Annotated in this window: 13 protein-coding genes; 9 read left to right on the top strand and 4 right to left on the bottom strand. The window is 74.2% G+C overall.

Annotated elements, in window-relative coordinates; genetic code table 11:
- Positions 1–9 precede the first annotated feature (9 nt).
- Positions 10–636, bottom strand: coding sequence for a nucleoside/nucleotide kinase family protein (locus tag IE136_RS24220; RefSeq protein ID WP_189601393.1), 627 nt, complete (start codon positions 634–636; stop codon positions 10–12).
- A 213-nt stretch (positions 637–849) separates the two neighbouring features.
- Here IE136_RS24220 and IE136_RS24215 point away from each other — a divergent pair, with 213 nt between their 5' ends.
- From IE136_RS24215 to IE136_RS24195, 5 genes are all read left to right on the top strand, one after another.
- Entirely contained in the window at positions 850–1,263 is a 414-nt protein-coding gene (locus IE136_RS24215; protein ID WP_189601392.1) for a VOC family protein, read from the top strand.
- Between the two features lie 228 nt (positions 1,264–1,491).
- The gene (locus tag IE136_RS24210; RefSeq protein ID WP_189601391.1) at positions 1,492–2,766 is read left to right on the top strand and encodes a cation:proton antiporter; all 1,275 of its coding nucleotides are present in this window, start codon (positions 1,492–1,494) and stop codon (positions 2,764–2,766) included.
- 90 nt (positions 2,767–2,856) lie between these two features.
- Positions 2,857–3,864, top strand: a complete 1,008-nt coding sequence (locus IE136_RS24205; protein ID WP_189601390.1) for a hypothetical protein — start codon at positions 2,857–2,859, stop codon at positions 3,862–3,864.
- Complete coding sequence (locus tag IE136_RS24200) at positions 3,861–4,892, top strand: P-loop NTPase family protein (RefSeq protein WP_158991621.1); 1,032 nt, start codon at positions 3,861–3,863, stop codon at positions 4,890–4,892. The genes IE136_RS24205 and IE136_RS24200 overlap by 4 nt, the downstream gene beginning before the upstream one ends.
- A 27-nt stretch (positions 4,893–4,919) precedes the next feature.
- Entirely contained in the window at positions 4,920–7,268 is a 2,349-nt protein-coding gene (locus IE136_RS24195) for a hypothetical protein (RefSeq protein ID WP_158991619.1), read from the top strand.
- On the opposite strand, the gene IE136_RS24190 is transcribed toward IE136_RS24195, so the two are convergent.
- The 3 genes from IE136_RS24190 to fxsA all read right to left on the bottom strand — a co-directional run bounded on the left by IE136_RS24190 (position 7,243) and on the right by fxsA (position 12,538).
- Complete coding sequence (locus IE136_RS24190) at positions 7,243–8,325, bottom strand: hypothetical protein (RefSeq protein ID WP_189601389.1); 1,083 nt, start codon at positions 8,323–8,325, stop codon at positions 7,243–7,245. The genes IE136_RS24195 and IE136_RS24190 overlap by 26 nt on opposite strands.
- A 150-nt stretch (positions 8,326–8,475) precedes the next feature.
- Positions 8,476–12,186 (bottom strand): FxSxx-COOH system tetratricopeptide repeat protein, encoded by a 3,711-nt coding sequence (fxsT, locus tag IE136_RS24185; protein WP_189601388.1) that lies wholly within the window; start codon positions 12,184–12,186, stop codon positions 8,476–8,478.
- Between the two features lie 112 nt (positions 12,187–12,298).
- Positions 12,299–12,538: an FxSxx-COOH cyclophane-containing RiPP peptide gene (gene fxsA / locus IE136_RS24180; protein WP_189601387.1), complete on the bottom strand. Its 240-nt coding sequence runs from the start codon at positions 12,536–12,538 to the stop codon at positions 12,299–12,301.
- A gap of 239 nt (positions 12,539–12,777) precedes the next feature.
- On the opposite strand from fxsA, the gene IE136_RS24175 reads away from it, so the two are divergent.
- The 4 genes from IE136_RS24175 to IE136_RS35260 form a co-directional block, all read left to right on the top strand.
- Positions 12,778–14,091, top strand: coding sequence for an FxsB family cyclophane-forming radical SAM/SPASM peptide maturase (locus IE136_RS24175; protein WP_158991611.1), 1,314 nt, complete (start codon positions 12,778–12,780; stop codon positions 14,089–14,091).
- On the top strand, positions 14,088–15,440 hold the full coding sequence (locus IE136_RS24170) for an aKG-HExxH-type peptide beta-hydroxylase (RefSeq protein ID WP_189601386.1): 1,353 nt from the start codon (positions 14,088–14,090) through the stop codon (positions 15,438–15,440). Before IE136_RS24175 ends, IE136_RS24170 begins: the two co-directional genes overlap by 4 nt.
- A 151-nt stretch (positions 15,441–15,591) precedes the next feature.
- Complete coding sequence (locus tag IE136_RS24165; RefSeq protein ID WP_189601446.1) at positions 15,592–15,948, top strand: FG-GAP repeat domain-containing protein; 357 nt, start codon at positions 15,592–15,594, stop codon at positions 15,946–15,948.
- 221 nt (positions 15,949–16,169) lie between these two features.
- Positions 16,170–16,831 (top strand): hypothetical protein (locus tag IE136_RS35260; RefSeq protein WP_194497713.1); only part of this gene is annotated, 662 nt, incomplete at its 3' end.

The following is a 16,831-nucleotide window of genomic DNA, read 5'->3' as shown; positions in this document are numbered from 1 at the left end:
CGGGGCGGGTCAGCTCATGGGGACGACCAGGTGGGCGCGGTCGCGGCCGCGCGCGACGAGCCGGGCGTTCACCTCGTCGGAGTCCCGGACCCAGCGCTCGGCGTGGGCCCGCTCCTTGCCGAAGCGGACATGGCGTTCGACGAGCCGCGACAGCCGGCGCCCGTCGTCCAGTTCCAGGTACCACGCCTCGTCGAGGAACGGCAGGACGCCGGCCCAGAGGCCCTCGTCGTGCAGCAGGTAGTTGCCCTCGGTGACGACGAGCGGGACGTCGGGCGGGACAGGTATCACCCCGGCGACGGGCTCCTCCAGGGCGCGGTCGAAGGCGGGGGCGTAGACGGTGGTGCCGGGTTCGGGCGTACGGAGACGGGCGAGGAGCGCGGTGTAGCCGGCGGCGTCGAAGGTGTCCGGGGCGCCCTTGCGCCCGGCGCGGCCGAGCCGCGCCAGCTCGCTCTGGGCCAGGTGGAAGCCGTCCATGGGGACGAGCGCGGCGCGTCCGTCGAGCCGGTCGACGAGCCGGGCCGCCAGGGTGGACTTCCCGGCGCCGGGCGCGCCGGCAATGCCCAGGATCCGCCGTCGGCCGGGGACGGCGAGGAGCCGGGCGCGGGCGGTGAGCTCGGCGAGCTGCTGGGCGTCCATGCGGGGATTCTCCCACTCCGTCCGACCCGGACCCGCTCCGTCCGGTTCGCTCCGTCCGACGCGGACCCTGCTCCGTCCGGCCTTCGCGCTTCGACGCGGACCCGCTCCCTCGGCCCTCGTGCTTCGACGCGGACCCGCTCCGTGTGCTCCTCGTTCTTCCACTCGGCCCCGCTCCGTTTGACACGGACCAGTTGTACGTATGACGTTGGACTTATGTCCTCCCTCGCTCTTGTCGCCCTCGTCGTCCGTGACTACGACGAGGCCATCGCCTTCTACACCGACGCCCTCGGCTTCGACCTGGTCGAGGACACCGACCGGGGCGACGGCAGCCGCTGGGTCGTCGTCCGCCCGCCCGCGGGCCCCGACGGCGCCGCCGCCGGCACGGGGCTGCTGCTCGCCCGCGCGAAGAACGGCGAACAGGCCTCCCGCGTGGGCGACCAGACGGGCGGCCGGGTCGGCTTCTTCCTGCACACCGACGACTTCGCGCGCGACCACGCCCGGATGACCGTGGCGGGGGTGCGCTTCCTGGAGGAGCCGCGCCACGAGCCGTACGGCTCCGTCGTCGTCTTCGAGGACCTGTACGGCAACCGCTGGGACCTGCTCCAGCCCGCGGTGGGGAACGGGTGAACTGCTCGACACACCGCGGGCCGCGCGTTCGGCGGGGCCCGCGGCAGGGCATCCTCCCGACAGGAGCGCCCCACTCACACAGGTGAGCGATAAGGCCAACTGCCGTACGACAGGCTGGAGTCCGGCTTCCGGCGCACCGTCCGGGGCCCCTACGATTCACCTGTCCCCGGTGCTGGACGGCCGCGGGGCCACATCGGCACGTCGGCACGTCAAGGGGAGGAAGACGCGGTGGCGACATCCGGACGCGCCCGGACCTGGCGGCTGCCCGCGTCGGTCCCCGGCATCGTGGCCGGCGCGGCGGGCACGCTGCTCCTCGGCCTGGCGGTCGGCCTGGTGGCCGATCCGCACGCGCTGGTCGGCACCGGCGGCTATCTCTTCGGGGCGGGCCTCCTCCTCGCCGTCGGCCTGTACGGCAGCACGTACTCGATGGACCTCACAGCCCTGCGCGCCGACCTGTCCGGTGTGGTCGCGGCCGTGACGCTCGGGGTCGTCCTGAAGGCCTCGCTCATCGCGGGCGTGATGGTGCTCTCCTTCGGGCGGCCCGAGTACGTGGTGCTCGGCATCGCGGTGGCCCAGATCGATCCGCTCTCCGTCGCCGCGCTGGGCAGGAGCGGACGCATGTCACCCCGTGCCCGGTCGCTTCTGACGGCATGGGCGTCCTTCGACGACCCGATGACGGTCCTGCTGACGCTGTACGTCGCCGCCTACGCGCACACGGCGACGGGGCACGCGGGCGCACCGGCGGTCGCGGGCGACGGAGCGCGCGGTTACGCCACCGGCCTCGCGTTGAACGCCGCCCTGCTGGCGAGCGTGGTCCTGCTGTGGTGGGCGGGTCGGCGGGTGGCCTCGGCGGCGGCGTCAGCGGCCCGTGCCCCGCGGTTCCGGAAGCACGTCGGGGCGGTCCTGACGGGGGCGCTCGTGGTGGCGATGCTGGTGCTCGCCGCGGCGGACATGCTGATGCTCGCGGTGGCGGTGGCCGGTCTCGTCGTCCGTTCGGCGGTGCTCGACAAGGCGGTCGACCGCGCCGTCACGGTGGCCTATCTGGCCGCGTTCCTGGCGCTCGGCCTGTTCCTGGCGCAGGGTGTGGCACTGCTGCCCGGTGTCGTCCTCGGCCTGGCGGCGTTCGGCGCGCAGGCGGTGGTGGCGCTGGGTGTCATGCCGCTGTTCGTGCGCGGCCTGGAGCGGCGGGACAGGGTCGCGCTCGGGCTCGGGCAGCAGAACGGCATCACCGCCGTCCTCATCGCGCTCGCCCTGGAGCGCGACTTCCCCGGCACGGTCGCCACCGTCGGTCCCGCTGTCATCACCGTCAACCTGCTGCACGCCACGTCGCAGGCGCTGCTCGCTCGTCCGCCGCGCCTGTGGCGGCGATCCGGAACGGGGGAACTCGACGCCGACGAGGGGCGTCCCTCGGAAGGGTGTGACCAGTCGGCGGCGCACGTGACGCCGGCGCACGGCGGCCCCATGGCGAAGGGGCCGCTGGCGAACGGGCGTTCACCCGCCTGATCGGAGGCCATGCGAGCGGTACGGGGGACACGAAGGGGAGTCGACGCACGGCGGAGACCCGGCCTGGGGCGGCCGGACGGGGAGGGGCGCATGAGGCAGAGGACGAGGCACGGCACGGTGGCGGCACCGCTCAGAGGCCGGACGGGGGCCGGGATCGCCGCGGTGGCGGCACCTTCCCTCGGCCGAGCGGCCCGCCGGGCCTCCAGCACGGTGGCGGCACCGCTCGACGACCGAGCGCCGGGCAGGAGCGCCGCCGCGGCGGTCGTGCCGCCGGCGGCCGCCGCGGTGATCGCACTGCTGGCCGCCGCCGCACCGGCGTTCGCCGCGCCCCCCGGTTCCAAGGAGCGTGACGTCCAGCTCGTGTACTGCCTCGACTCCGCGCACCGCGGGGACCTCGTCACCGCCGCCGTACGCCTGGGTCTGCTCCGGCCGGACGTGTCGACCCCGGACAGCGTCATGCCCACCGCGCCGCCCGTCGGGCGCATGAGCCCGGAGACGTGGGCGGTGCGCCACGAGGGCGACTTCTCGCGTGCCTGTTCCGCGCTCATGGCGGCCGACGCCGACGCGCCCGGCGCCCCGGCGGAGAAGAAGGAGGACGGCTGGTTCGAGGCGTTCCTGACCTCGCTGCCGCTCCTCGCGGTGGGCGCGCTGCTCACCCTCGGCGGGCAGATGTCGGAGCGTCTCTCCACCGAACGTCGCCTCCTCAAGCAGCAGTTGGACGCGGGCGCGACGGCCTTCCGGACGGCGGCCCACGCCTACCTGACGGCGTACGAGGCCGATCCGCAGGCGGACCACACGGCGGTGGTGGGCGCCCGCGAAGCGCTGCTGGGCGCCCTCGCGCAGGTGGCCGGACCCGGTGCGCGGCGGAAGCGGGCCCAGGAGCTCGCGGACGGGCTGCCCCTGGCACAGCCCCTGCCCGGCGCCCGCGCCGGCACCCTGCTCGGTACGGCGGCCCGCGCCCGGGACGCGCAGGAGGTGCGGGGGGCGGTGGAACGGGAGCTGCGCGCCGTCGCCGAGCTCAACGGCCGCGCTCTCCACTGGAGATGGCGCACGGTGCGTGCGCGTCTGAGGCGCCCGGCTCCGGAGGCGGCGCCATGACGATTCCCGCCCAGCACAATCCGTACGGCGTGTTCGTGCCGAGAAGCAGGCAGAGCCTGCCCCACGCCCCCGCCCGGCCGATGGACGACCATCCGCTGGTGCCGTGGGACGACACGAGCCACATCGAGCAGTGGGTGGACGTCGATCACGCCCAGGAGCAGCTTGACGCCTTCCGGCTCTGTCTGGACCGGCTGCCGGAGCTGGTCAACGACGGCGTGGACCACGGCCGTCTCGTCGTGGTGACGGGCCCGGCCGGCATGGGCAAGACCACGCTCATCCACCGGTGCGTCCACGAAGCACGCCAGTACATCGCCCAGCTGGCCCCAGAGGCGGAGGGCGAGCCCGCACCCCTGACGGACGTCGTGGCGATGGCGGCCGGTTACGACAACAACGGCAAGGCCATCAGCACCGACGAGAACGGCGACTTCGCCTCGACCCCGGCGATCAACTCCACCATCCGGGACAAGGTCGTCGCCGCCCTGGGCAAGCACTTCACCAACCTCGACCCGGCGATCTCCCAGGAGGCCCCGGCCAAGGCGTTCAGCGCGATCAGCACCCTGCTCTTCCGGCAGGACGCGCTGCTCTTCGTGATCGTGCCCCACATCGACTGGAGGGACGCCGGTGTGCGGACCAAGTTCCTCAAGACATGTCTGAAACACGCGCAGAGCAGGATCGTACTGTTCGTCGAGATCAGTCATGGGACGGACGAGCCGGCGGCCGAGGTGGTCAAGGAACTCCTGCCGCACCCCGCCGTCACCCACCTCGCCCTCGAACGCCTGCGGGAGGAGGACAGGGCGCGGTTCAGCCGGAGCGCGCGCTCGGGCCACCCCGACCCTGACCACACGCTCCTGAACGGCTGGAACCCGGCCGACGTACGGGAGCTGCGGCAGGTCTACCACGCGACGGCCGAACGCCAGATACGCGAGGGAAGACCGGTCCGCATCACCGCCGACGAGCTGAGAGAACACACGGGGGGCCTGGACCTGGCCACCCTGAGACGTGACCCGCCCCCGGCCCACCACCCCTGACCGCACCGACCACCGAGGAGTGCCGTCGTGGCCCCAGACAGCGGAGAGATCTGGCACAGCAACCCCTTCCCCCTGACCCCTGTCGTGCGCCTCGGACCCTCCGCCGACCTCGGGGACGTGCCCGTCGAGGCGGCGGACTCGGGCAACGCGACGATCCTGACGCCGACCCTCGACGAGCTGCGGCACCTGGTCGGCGACTATCTCGCCGCGCCGGCCGCCGGTGGCCGGCGCGGCCGGGCGATCGCGCTGGTGGGCGATTTCGGCCTGGGCAAGAGCCACGCGCTGCGCGAGGTGTACGCCACGCTCGGCGCCCGCCCGGACGCCCCGGCGACCTGGATCGTGGACGAGCCCGCGGAGGACATGGGCGGGATGTACCGGGACCGGCTGCGCGGCCCCGGCGACACGCCTCAGGGCAGACGCGCCTTCGAGGAACTGGTCCGGGACTACTACGCGTACGTGACCGCGAACCGGGTCGGCGCGCAGGGCAGCGACCCCCGCCTGGGCACGCTCGACGGGATCGCGGCGGGGCTGCGGGACCGCAGCCTCGACCCGGACAAGGTGGTCTCGGCGCTGCGTTACGACCCCGAGGTGATCCACGCGGATTTGCGCGGCACGCTGGGCGAGGTGACCGAGCACCGCCGGTTCGCCACCGCCCTCGCGCTGCTCCAGGAACCGCCGTTCACGCGGATGGTGTGGGAGTGGCTGACCGGGGGCGAGCCCGCCGAGCCCCTGCGCGAGCGCGGCATCACGGCGGCCATCGGCCCCTCGGCGGGCCACGGCGGGCAGCAGCACCCGGGGAGCGGCATCGACCGGGTCTTCGACGCGCTGGCGGTGCAGGGCTTTCTGCACGGCCGGGTCGGCAGCCCGTACGCGCTGCTGATGGACTCCCTGGAGAAGGTGCTCGAATGGCCCGAGGCGACCAGACGCCCCTTCGTGGACGCCTTCGAACGCCTCGTCAACATCTATGTGAGCCGCGGCGGTCTGCTGGTCTTCTGCGTCTCGCCGCAGGGGCTGCGGGCGTTGCGCCCGAGCGTGCACGAGCGGATCGTCCAGCTGTGGCCCACCGGCTTCGACGAGCGGCTCACCGGGCAGCTCGTCGCCGCGTACGTCGGGACGGGCCGGTCCGACGCGGCCGGCCGGGAGCGTGCCGGGGCGGCTCCCGAGCGGACGGCGGGTCCGTTCTCGGCCGAGGCGCTGCGGCTGCTGCACGAGCTGACCGAAGGCGTGCCCCGCGAGGTCCTCAAGACCTGCCGCCGGGCCTGGCGGCTCAGCGCGGAACCGGACGGGGCGGTACGGAACGTGTCCGCCGCGGCCGTCCTGCGGGCGGTGCGCGACCTGCACGAGAAGGTCTCCCGGGAGCAGGTCCTCTCGGACGTGCAGGAGGCCCTGAACCTGGGGCAGTGGCGCATCGCCTCGCACCAGCCGGTCCCGGCCCGCCTGTCGTCCCCGCCGGGCGCCCCGGAGGACGTGCTGTACTGGATCTGCCCCGCACCGAACGCGTACCTCGCGGTGATCCTCACCCGCTCGGTCCTCGTCGCCGACGACGCGGAACGGATCGCCGCCCAGGTGCACGGACTGCGCAGCGCGGTGCGCCCGGGATGGTGCGAGGCGCTGCTCGTGGTCAACGGCCATGTGGCGCGGCCCATGCGGGACCGTCTTGGCCGCTCCATCGGCTCGCGGCCCCTGGTGTACCGGCAGACCACCGACTTCCCGCGCGAGGTGCACGAGGCGTTGCGGCAGCTGTCCGGCCGGGTCGCGGAGGGCCGCCGCGAGGAGGGCCTGGTCCAGCTCGGCGAGCGCATGCGCCGCGATCTCGAGCAGCAGACGGTCCAGCTCGCCGAACTGAGCCGGAGCGTGGCCACGATGGCCTCGGCCGGCCGGGCGGGGGGCAGCCCTTCGCACCGGCAGCGGCCCGAGTCCGTCGACATGGAGCCCATGGACGTGGAGGTCCGCGCCGAGCCTGAGGCGGCTGTGGAGAGGCTTCCGGTGCCGGTACGGCGCCGGTTCCAGGAGGCCCTCACCGTCCTGGACACGGTCACCCGGCGCATGGCCGGGCTGACCATGAGACGCCGCTCGACCGCGACGCCGGCCGAGCTCGGCGTGCTGGGCTGCGCCACGCTCGTACGCACGCTGACGGAGGAGTTCCGGGGCGCTGTGGTGGTCTGGCACGGCGCCGCCCTGCCGGGTGCGCCGAGTGAGCAGCAGTGGCGCGAACTGCGGCGGATCTGCCGGGAGTACGAACGGGCGGTCGAGGTGCTGCCGGTGCACCTCCTGGGCGGCGCGGGCCCCCCTCACCCGAGGACGGCGGCCCGAACGGTCGAGGTGCTCGCGGAGGAGGTGTGGTCCACGCTCAGCTCGACGGCTGTGCCGGGGTGACCCCGCGCAGGGCGCTCGCGAGCCGGTTCAGCCGGATGTCGGCGTTGCGAACCTGCGTCTGGTCGAGGGTGACCCCGATGAGGAACTCGCGGGCCGAGGTCCACACGACGTACACCGCGCCCTCCTGCACGTCCAGGACCAGCCGGTCGAGCGGTGGCCTGCCGTCCTGCGCCGGGGCGACGAGGTGGAGCGCGTCGGTGAGCCGGACCAGATGACCGCGCAGGCCCCGGGAGAGGTCCCGGTAGGCGGTGCGCCTGCTGCGCACGCTGACGTCGATGAAGCGCGGCCCGAGCTCGGGCGCGTCGAAGACGTCCCCGGCGCAGACCAGCGTCAGGTCGCGGTAGTAACCGGCGTACTGGAGGTCGGTCGTGTTGACGTGCCGGCGCCACAGGGCGCGCAGCCGCTCCTCGTACGCGGGGTCCGGCGCGGCGGCCGTACCGAAGTCGACGCGCGGCACCGCGTTCCCGGCGTCGCCGACGGCGGGGCCCTGGTCGGTGAGCGGGACGAAGCGCGCGGCGGAGCGCGAGACAGGGCCGGCGGGGGCGAGGCCGGGATCGCCGGAGACGTCACCGCCGGGCAGCTCGTCGGGCAGGCTGTGCACCTCGGTACGGATCCGGGTGACCAGCCGGTTCATGGCGGCGTCCACGGCGTCGACGCACGCGCCGCTGTCGGTGAGCGCGGCGAGGTACTCCCCCGGCTTCACGCGCCCGCCCCACAGCCCACCCTGCCCGTTGGCGAGGACGGTGCGCATCAGTTCGCCGGTGCCCAGGGGGCGCAGGAGCGCGCCGAGGTCCTGGGTGCACAGCAGCAGCCGGCTGCCCGGCAGCGACTCGTCCTGCCGGTCGTCGCCCGCCTCGGCGACCATGCTGCTGAGAGGGGGCCGGCCGGTGCGGCCGACGACGAAGTCGAGGATGCCGTTGCTGTAGTGGGACAGCGAACGCATCCCGGGTTCCGAGGCGACCGCCTCTTCACACAACGCGGTTATGCGGCCGTGCCGTTCGGGAGACCAGTGGTGCTCGGTGAGGGTCTCGGTGCGATGCGGTGCGGGGGCTGCCACGTACGCTCGCCTTTCGCCGGACGGCCTCGCGCCGTCCGCCGGGGGTCGTCCTGCGACCGTGTCCGTCGTCCGACTGTGTCCGTCTTCCGTCGGTGTCCGTCTGTCTTCCGTCAGTCTTCGGTCTGTCTTGGCAGGTGTCTGTATTCCTTCTTACAGTCCCGGGAGCTCCAGGTCGATGTCGAAGCCCGACGGAGGGACCGCGGTGTCGGCTCCGGTCAGGCGGGCGTGATGCGCCTTCACCCGCCGTCCGTCGGGGCGGTGGGCGATCCCCAGGTCGCGCATCCGGTCCAGGGCGCTGCGCGCGAGCTCCACCGCCTCCTCGGTCCGGCCGTCGGCGGCGAGGGTCGCGGCCAGGGAGTTCTCGGCCGCGGCGACCCACGGGTGGGCCCGGCCGAGTTTGTGACCGAGGCGGTCGAGCGCCCACCGGCCCGCCACCTCGGCGCGCTGCAGGTCGCCCGTCGCCCGCAGGTACACACCGTGGCGGACGTCGCTGAGCGCGGTGTACGGATGGCCCGTGCCGAACTGCTCCCCGAGGATCTCTCCGCACTGCCGTGCCTGCAGTTCGGCCTCGTCCGCCTTGCCGAGGGCGTGCAGGTCGGCGGCGTAACTGAACTGGCAGCGCAGGGTGTCGAGACGATCGGTGCCGAAGCGGCTGATGTACTCCCGCAGGGTCCGCAGGTCCCGCTCGTGCGCCATCTCGAAGCCGTAGCGCGGGTCCCTGGCCGCGGGGAAGCCGTCGGCGAGGCGGCGCTCGCTGACGGCGAGGCCGACCTCGGTGCGCAGCCGCGCCGCGTCCCAGGCGTCGCCGTGCCGGCGCAGGCGCTGGCGCAGCAGGTCGCGGGACTCGCCGTCGCGGCCGGTCGCGCGGTAGAGGTGGGCGAGGAGGTCGGCCGAGGCCCAGGCGACCGGGTCGTCCTTGCCGCCGACGGCCTGGCGGTAGCGGAAGCGCTCCTCGACCCGGCCGAGGGCGGCGGCGACGCGCCCCGTGAGCGCCTCGGTGAGGGCGAGGTTGCGCTCGACCTGGATCGTGGCGGAGTGCTTCCAGCCGAGCAGCAGGGTGAGCCCTTCGACGGCGGGCCTGATCTGCATCAGGGCGTCCTCGAAGCGGCCGAGCGCCCGAAGGGTCGCGGCGTGCGAGTCGGCGGAGAGCAGGGTGCGCGGGTGGGTGAGGCCGAGGAGCCTGCGGTGGCCGCGCAGGGCGGCCTGGGACAGTTCGCGGGACTTCTCGTACGCGCCGCAGAGGCGGTGGGCGCGGGCGGTGAGGTTGAGCAGGCGCAGGTATTCGGGCGTCGGTTCGTCGCTGTCGCCGGCCCATTCCCTGCGGGCTTCCTCGGCGATACCGAGGAGGCGGGCGAGGTCGGCGCTCTCACCGCGGGAGGCGAGGGCGTTCAGGTGCCGCAGCAGCGAGCGGCGCACCCGGGGCCGGGGGTCCTCCCACAGGCGCAGCGAGTTGACCTCGCGGGCCCAGTCGGGCGGCAGGTCCTCGTCCCGGGGGCCGTACTCGGCGAGGACACCGCGCAGCACCGACTCGACGTGCCGCCGCTCCTCGGGGTCCATCGAGTCGCGGATCAGGTCCCGCAGCGCGTGGTGCTGTGCGAGCGGCTCCTCCTTGTCATCGAAGTCGACCTCCAGCAGTCCGACTTGGGCGAGCGACCACAGGGCGACGCCGACCATGTGCTCGTCGGGGAGCTGGACGTCGTCGGGGTGGCGGGGGCGGGCGTCGGCCCCTCCGCCGACGCGGTCCGGTCCGGCCGAGTCGTCGCGGGCCAGTTCGGACAGGATGCGGCGCGACAGCAGCAGCTCCAGGCCCATGCCCCGGCCGGTGAGCAGGGAGGCCGCGTTGAGGAGCCAGCCGAGGGCGTCGTGCGCGGGACTCTCGGCGCGCCAGGCGGCGGCGCCCGGGGTCGCGGCGGCGAATTGACGGGCGACGCGGACCATGACGGTGACGGGCGGTGCGGCGTCCGCCTCGCCGAGGATCCCGGTCTTTGCGGTCCGGTACGCGACGAGCAGGTCGGCGACGGCCGCGCGGACGGCCGCGTCCTGGCTCATGTGGTCGTCGCGGCGGTGGGTGTCGGCCCGCGCGGCGAGGCAGTGGGCGGCGAGACGCAGGGCGAGCGGCACGAAGTCCACGGCACTGCCGACCTGTTGGGCCTGCTCCTCGGTGAGTTCCGGCACGCGTTCGCCGAGCAGCGCGGCGCACTCGGCGGGCACCATGGCCCGCATGGCGCAGCCCGCCAGGTGCGGCGGGACGGCGTCGCGCGGTGCCTCGGCCGGCGCGACCCGGCTGGTGATCAGCAGGTGGCCCCGCTCGTGCGGGACGGGGAGCAGGCCGTCCAGGTCGGCGGGGTCCGCCGCGCCGTCGTAGACGATCAGCCAGCTGGTGGCGTCGTCACCCGGGCGCGAGAGACGGGTCAGGAGCGGGGAGAGGTCGCCGTCGGCGGTGACCGCGCCCAGCCGGTCCCCGGTGGCGCCGAGGCGGGCGGCGAGCCGGGTCAGGCCCCGGCGCATGCGCTGCGGTTCCCAGGCCCGCACCCACCACACCACGTCGTATCCGGCGCCGTAGCGGTGGCACAGCTCGCGGGCGGTCTCGCTCTTGCCCCAGCCGCTGGGTCCGTGCAGGACCAGGCCCGTACCGTTGCGGCCCGCCTCCCGCAGCTTCTCCTCGAGGGTGGTGAGCAGGTCGTCGCGGTCGACGAAACCACCGCCCCGGGGGGTGATGTTGGTGGTCTCGGGCAGGCGCGGGAAGCGGGTCTCGGCGGTGCGCTCGCGGGGGTCCGCCGGGCCGAGGCCGAGGCCGGTGTAGAGGCGACGCAGCGCCTCGTCCTCGGTGGGGACGCGCAGGTCGATCAGCTCGTGGTGCGCCGCCTCGGCGTTCGGGAAGGCCTCGTCGACCAGGACGATCCGTACGTCGGTGTGGGAGAGGGTGCCGATCTGGGCGAGGAGCGTGTCGTCGCCGTCACCGGGCGAGAGGAAGAGCAGGGCCGTGCCGGGCTCGGGGCGCCACCCGGTGTACGTGTCGGCTCGGCGCAGCTCGATCCGGAGGTTCTTCTCCGCGAGCCGGTCGCGCAGCCAGGCCGCCCAGAGGACGTGGCGTCCGGAGTGCACGACCGTGACGCCGTCGAGCCGTGCGGGGCGGCGCTCCCGCAGCCAGTCGGCGAGCCGCTCGTAGTAGGGGCGCAGGCCGACGACGGTGCCGGCGTCCTCGGTCTCGACGGCGAGGCTGCGGCTGTCGAGGTAGAGCGGGTTGTACGGGATCTCCAGCAGGGGGAACTCGCGCTCGCCGAGGGTCCGGGCGAGCGCCGAGAACTTGCGGCGGGCCCGCTCACGGCTCTCGCGCAGCCGGTCCCGCACGCCGACGTCGCTCTTGAGTCCGAGGGTGAGCAGCCGTACGGGGCGCTCGGTGCGGCGGGCGGACAGGTCCTCGGCGAGGGCGGCGGCTCCGTCGATGGACCAGGCGGTCAGCGCGAAGCAGACCACGAGCGCGTCGGCGAACTCCATCAGCCTGCCGTGCTCCACGGCGCCGGGCGCCTCGGGCACGGGCGCCTCGATCAGGACATGGTCGTAGCGGGCCGCCGTCGGGTCGTCGCCGATCGCGGCGAGCCGGTCCGGGGTGGTGGCGGCCACGGCGGCGACCTGTCCGGCCACGGGCTCCGGCACGGTCACGCCGGCGGCGGTCGCGTCGCTCGTGGGGTCGTCGTGCCGCCGGGCACGGGGCCGGCCGTCCACGAGGAGGACACTGCGGTTGCCCTCGGCGAGGATGTCCGCCGCGTTGCGCAGGGTGGTGCTCAGGCCGAGGTTCTCCGAGGTGGTGAAGAAGACGGCGAACGAACCTGCGCCGTCCAGGGTGTTGGCGTCCGGCATGACCTCTCCGCTCGGCGAGGTGGCGGCAAATGAAGATGGACATAACAGACATGCGGGGAAGTCAGTATAGGACCCGTCCGGCCCCGGTCCCGCCCCGCCGGGCTCGCGTCGCTCACGCGCTCTCCGTGTGTCCGGTGACGAACGGGTCGCCCGCCGCGCAACTGTCGCGCACCCGGCGCAGCACCGCGCCGAGCACGGAGTCCGGCAGGGCCGCGACCTCGTCGAGCGCGAGCCCGGCGATGTCCAGGACGACGGATTCCAGGACGGCGGAATCCGGAACGCCGGATTCGGGGACGGCGGAGTTCGCGTCGGGCCCCGGAGGGACCGGGGCGGCGCCTTCGGCAACTGCCATGGTGTCCACTCCGTGGGGTCGCGTGGACCGGGAGACCGGTGTCCCTCCCAGCCTAGCGCCGCCCCCTCCGGCACGGCAGTCGGCGTACCGTCCGAGCGGCCCCAACTTCGTTGCCATGGACACCTGTTGGCTCATTCATGATATTGACTGCCGGCGCACCCCAACCGAATACTGGACGAACGGAGTGGGCCCGGTCCCGATGCTCGACGGATCGCCGCACACGCTTTCGGGGGGAGCGGATGAGCCGACCGCCACTGCGCCATGGCGAGCCGCCCTGGCCGAGCTCCACGGACGTGGCGACACGTGAGGCGGCGGGCTGGGTGCCGTATCCGCTCCACTCCTTCGTCCTCAAGGTGCACAGCCGCTGCGACCTGGCCTGCGACTACTGCTACATGTACCGCTCGGCGGACCAGGGTTGGCGCGCCCAGCCCCGGACGATGGCCCCGGCCACCGTGGACCGGACGGCGCGGCGGATCGCCGAGCACCTGTCCGCGCACGGACTGAGCGAGGCGGGTGTCGTCCTCCACGGCGGGGAACCCCTCCTCGCCGGCGACGCCGCGCTCGCCCGCACCGTCCGGACCCTGCGAGCGGCGGTCGGCCCCGGCGTACGGCTGCGTTTCTCCCTCCAGACCAACGGTGTCCGCCTCACCGAGCGGCGGCTCGACCTCTGCGGCGAGCTGGGCGTCCGGATCGGGGTGAGCGTCGACGGCGGTCGCGCCGCCCACGACCGGCACCGGCGCGGCGCCGACGGGCGTGGCAGCCACGGCCGGGTCCGCGAGGCCCTGCGACTGCTGGCAAAGGAGCCGTACCGGCCGCTGTTCGCCGCCCTGCTGTGCACGATCGACCTGCGCAACGACCCCGTCCGCACGTACGAGGAGCTGCTCGTCCACCGCCCGCCGACCGTCGACTTCCTGCTCCCGCTGGGGCACTGGCGCACCCCGCCGCCCGGTCTCGTCCCGGGCGCGCGCCGCACCCCGTACGCGGACTGGCTGTGGGCGGTCTTCGAGCGCTGGTACGGAGCGCCGGCGCGCGAGACGGGCGTACGCCTCCTCGACGACCTGATGGCCCTGCTGCTCGGCGCCGCGCCGCAGACGGAGGCGCTCGGCCTCTCCCCGGTGCGGTACGCGGTGGTGGAGACCGACGGCTCCCTCGCCCAGGACGACACCCTGCGCACCGCGTACGACGGGGCGGCCCGCACGGGCCTGGACGTGTGGCGCCACTCCTTCGACGAACTGCTGCGCCACCCGGGCATCGCGGCACGCCAGTGGGGCGCCGACGCCCTGTGCGCGACCTGCCGGTCCTGCCCCCTGCACCAGGTGTGCGGCGGCGGCCACTACGCCAACCGCTACCGCCCCGACACGGGCTTCGCCAACCCGAGCGTGTACTGCGCGGACCTGACGGCGCTGATCGGCCGCGTCCGGGGCCGGCTGGCGGCGGACATGGCGAAGCTGCCCGGCGCCCGACCGACGGCACGGGCGGCGGCGGCCCCACCGGGGGCCGGAGCGGCCTCCCCCGCCATCCCCTCCCCCGCGTTGTCGACGGAGCCGGCATGACGCCGCTGCCGCACCGCCTGCCGGGCGCGATGTTCGACGCGCTCGCCGCGGGCGGAGGTGGAGCCGAGGCCATGGGGATGCTCGCGCGCGCCGAGCACAGCAGGCGTCTGGCCTGCGTGTACGCGGTGGTGACCGCCGCCCGCGAGGCAGGGGGCGCGGCGGCCGAAGCGGCCGAAGAGGCCTGGGAGTTGCTGGTGGCCGCCGACCGGGCGGAGCCGGGGGCCGTGGCGGCCGTCCTGACCCACCCCTCGGCGGGGCCCGCCCTGCTCGGCCTGCTCACTCGTCTCACCGGCGGGGAGACCCCGCCGCGGATGACGATGCACCGGCTGACCGCGCTCGCCGCCGCGGCGGCGGTCCGCGCCCGCGTCCCCGCGCAGGTGCGGTGGCCGGCGCCTGGACCCGTGCTGGCACTGCCGTCGCTCGGCCGGGCCCACTTCCCCGGCGCCCGCCCCGGCGCCCCCGTCGAGCTGCGCGTCGACACCGACGGCCACGCGCGCCTCGCCGTCCCCGGCAGCGCCCCTGTCAGGGTGCCGACAACCCCGTACCGGCCCGAGAGTCCCCCTGACCGCTGGCGCGCCCCGTACCTGCTGACCACACTCCGCACCGGCGCGCCCCTGCTACTCGACACCCTGGACCCGGCGTCCTTCCCGAGCGCCTCGGACCGCCCCGGCGAGCTGCACGCGGACGAGGTCCGCGCGTGGGCGTCGGGGGCGCGGGGCGCGTGCGCGCTGCTGCGCGCCGACCATCCGGAGGTCCACGCGGAACTGGCCGCCGGCCCCCGGCTCATCGTCCCCTTGATCGGCACCGGCCGGGGCAACGTCAGCGGCAGCAGCGCGGAGACCTTCGGCTGCATGGCGATGTCGCTGCCGCAGAACGGGTCCGTCTTCGCGGCGACGATGGCGCACGAGCTCCAGCACAACAAGTTCGGGGCCCTCCTCCACCTCTTCGACCTGTTCGAAGCGGACGGCGAGGAACTGTTCTACGCCCCCTGGCGCCCGGACCCGCGCCCGCTCCTCGGCCTGTTCCACGGGGCGTACGCACACCTGGGAGTGGCCCGCTTCTGGGGACGCCGCAGCGAGACAGAGCCGGACCCCGCCCAGCGCGCCGCCGCCCAGACCCGCTTCGCCCGCTGGCGCTCGGCCACCCACGAGGCGACCGTCGTCCTCCTGGCCTCCGGCCGCCTCACACCCCTCGGTCGGCGCTTCGCCGCACGCATGCTGGAATCCCTCGACGCCCTGTGCCGCGTCCCGCTCCCGCCCGCGGCCCTCCGCCACGCGGAAGCCGCGTCCCGGGCCCACCGCTCGGCCTGGAACGACAGCCGAGGCAGCGCCCCGCCACTCCCCGTCTGAGACGCTGGCCGACATCCACTCCGTGATCAAGTCCGCCCTGGAGCACGCCGTGGGTGAGGAGGGCCCCCCAATCTGTGGCGCGTCGTGCTAGCCGGGCCGGGTCACGCGTTCTGTCGGCAACGTCAACGCGCCCTTCTCGCCACGAAAGCAGATCGGCACCGGCTGGGGGATCTACAACCAGCTCACCGCCACCGGCAACATCGCCGGAGGCACGGTAGGAGACCTTCTCGCCCGCGACAAGGAGGGTGTGCTGTGGCTGTACCTCGGCAAGGGCGACGGCACCTTCGCTCCTCGGGTGAGGATCGGCGGCGGCTGGAACGCGTACCCGCACCTGGTGGGCATCGGCGACGGCACCGGAGACGGCCGGGCTGACCTGCTCGCCATGGACGCCGGCGGCGGTACGTATTCGTACGCGGGAACCGGCGACTACCGCAAGCCCTTCAAGAGCCGGGTCGCCACCAACCTGACCAACGGCTACACGTGGTTCCGCCTTATGAACGTCTTCTGACCCTCCCCAGGGGTCACCCCCCCTTCCACGCCGCTCCCTCACCTCCAGGATGAGGGAGCGGCGCCGAAAAAGCGGGACGCCGACGCTCCGCCCACCTCAACCGCACCTGCGAAGGATCCCGTGAGACGAGCAGCACGCCGTATAGCCACCCTGAGCGCCGCCGCCGGTCTGCTGACCGTGGCAACCCTCGCGAACTCCGCTCCGTCCCTACCGAGGAGACCGTGCGGCACTCCACGCAGGACCAGGCCGCGGCCCCCGGCACCGCACCCCGCCTGGGCCCGAAGGTGGAGTCCGGGACCGCCGACGGCAAGACCGTGATCGCCTTCTCCACCAAGCCATTGACCGGACCGGCCGGTGACGGTGCGGGAGTCCCCACGGGATTCATCGCGAACCGCAACGACTGCACGGAGGTAGCAGGGCTCGTCGCCGTCTACGTGTGCGGCCCCGCTGATATGCGGCCACAATTCCTCATCCCCAACGACGCGGCGGACATGACAGCCGTCTACTGGGGCTTCGCCTACGTCCCCAGGGGCGGTGACCTCGCCGCCGGCATCGAGGCCGCCCGCACCGCCGGAGCCCGCCCCACGGACGCCACTCACGGCAGCGCCGTCCTCACTGTCAAGACCGCCGCGCACGCCGCCCTGAACACCGTCGACTTCGACCTGCCGCCACTCCCCGCCGGAGGAAGCGTGCGCCAGCAGCTCCGCGTCCACGCCAACGACGCCGGAAGGCTGCTCCTCCGCTTCGCCCTGGCCGAAGGCCAGCTGACGCACACGCCCGAACCGATCCGCATCGGCAGCCTCACCACCGGCCCCGGACCCACCTGCACGGTGACCGCGACCACACTGCTGTCCGCTCCTCCGAACCTCGCGTGCGACCTGCA

Origin of the sequence: Streptomyces lateritius (assembly GCF_014649715.1) — a bacterium.
GTDB classification, from domain to species: domain Bacteria; phylum Actinomycetota; class Actinomycetes; order Streptomycetales; family Streptomycetaceae; genus Streptomyces; species Streptomyces lateritius.
Note: the sequence above shows the minus strand (reverse complement) of the source record. Positions and strands in the feature narration are given on the sequence as shown.

Coding starts and splice junctions, on each gene's coding strand:
- IE136_RS24220 (WP_189601393.1), bottom strand. CDS start 636: ATGGACGCCCAGCAGCTCGCCGAGCTCACCGCCCGCGCCCGGCTCCTC.
- IE136_RS24215 (WP_189601392.1), top strand. CDS start 850: ATGTCCTCCCTCGCTCTTGTCGCCCTCGTCGTCCGTGACTACGACGAG.
- IE136_RS24205 (WP_189601390.1), top strand. CDS start 2,857: ATGAGGCAGAGGACGAGGCACGGCACGGTGGCGGCACCGCTCAGAGGC.
- IE136_RS24200 (WP_158991621.1), top strand. CDS start 3,861: ATGACGATTCCCGCCCAGCACAATCCGTACGGCGTGTTCGTGCCGAGA.
- fxsT (WP_189601388.1), bottom strand. CDS start 12,186: ATGCCGGACGCCAACACCCTGGACGGCGCAGGTTCGTTCGCCGTCTTC.
- fxsA (WP_189601387.1), bottom strand. CDS start 12,538: ATGGCAGTTGCCGAAGGCGCCGCCCCGGTCCCTCCGGGGCCCGACGCG.
- IE136_RS24175 (WP_158991611.1), top strand. CDS start 12,778: ATGAGCCGACCGCCACTGCGCCATGGCGAGCCGCCCTGGCCGAGCTCC.
- IE136_RS24170 (WP_189601386.1), top strand. CDS start 14,088: ATGACGCCGCTGCCGCACCGCCTGCCGGGCGCGATGTTCGACGCGCTC.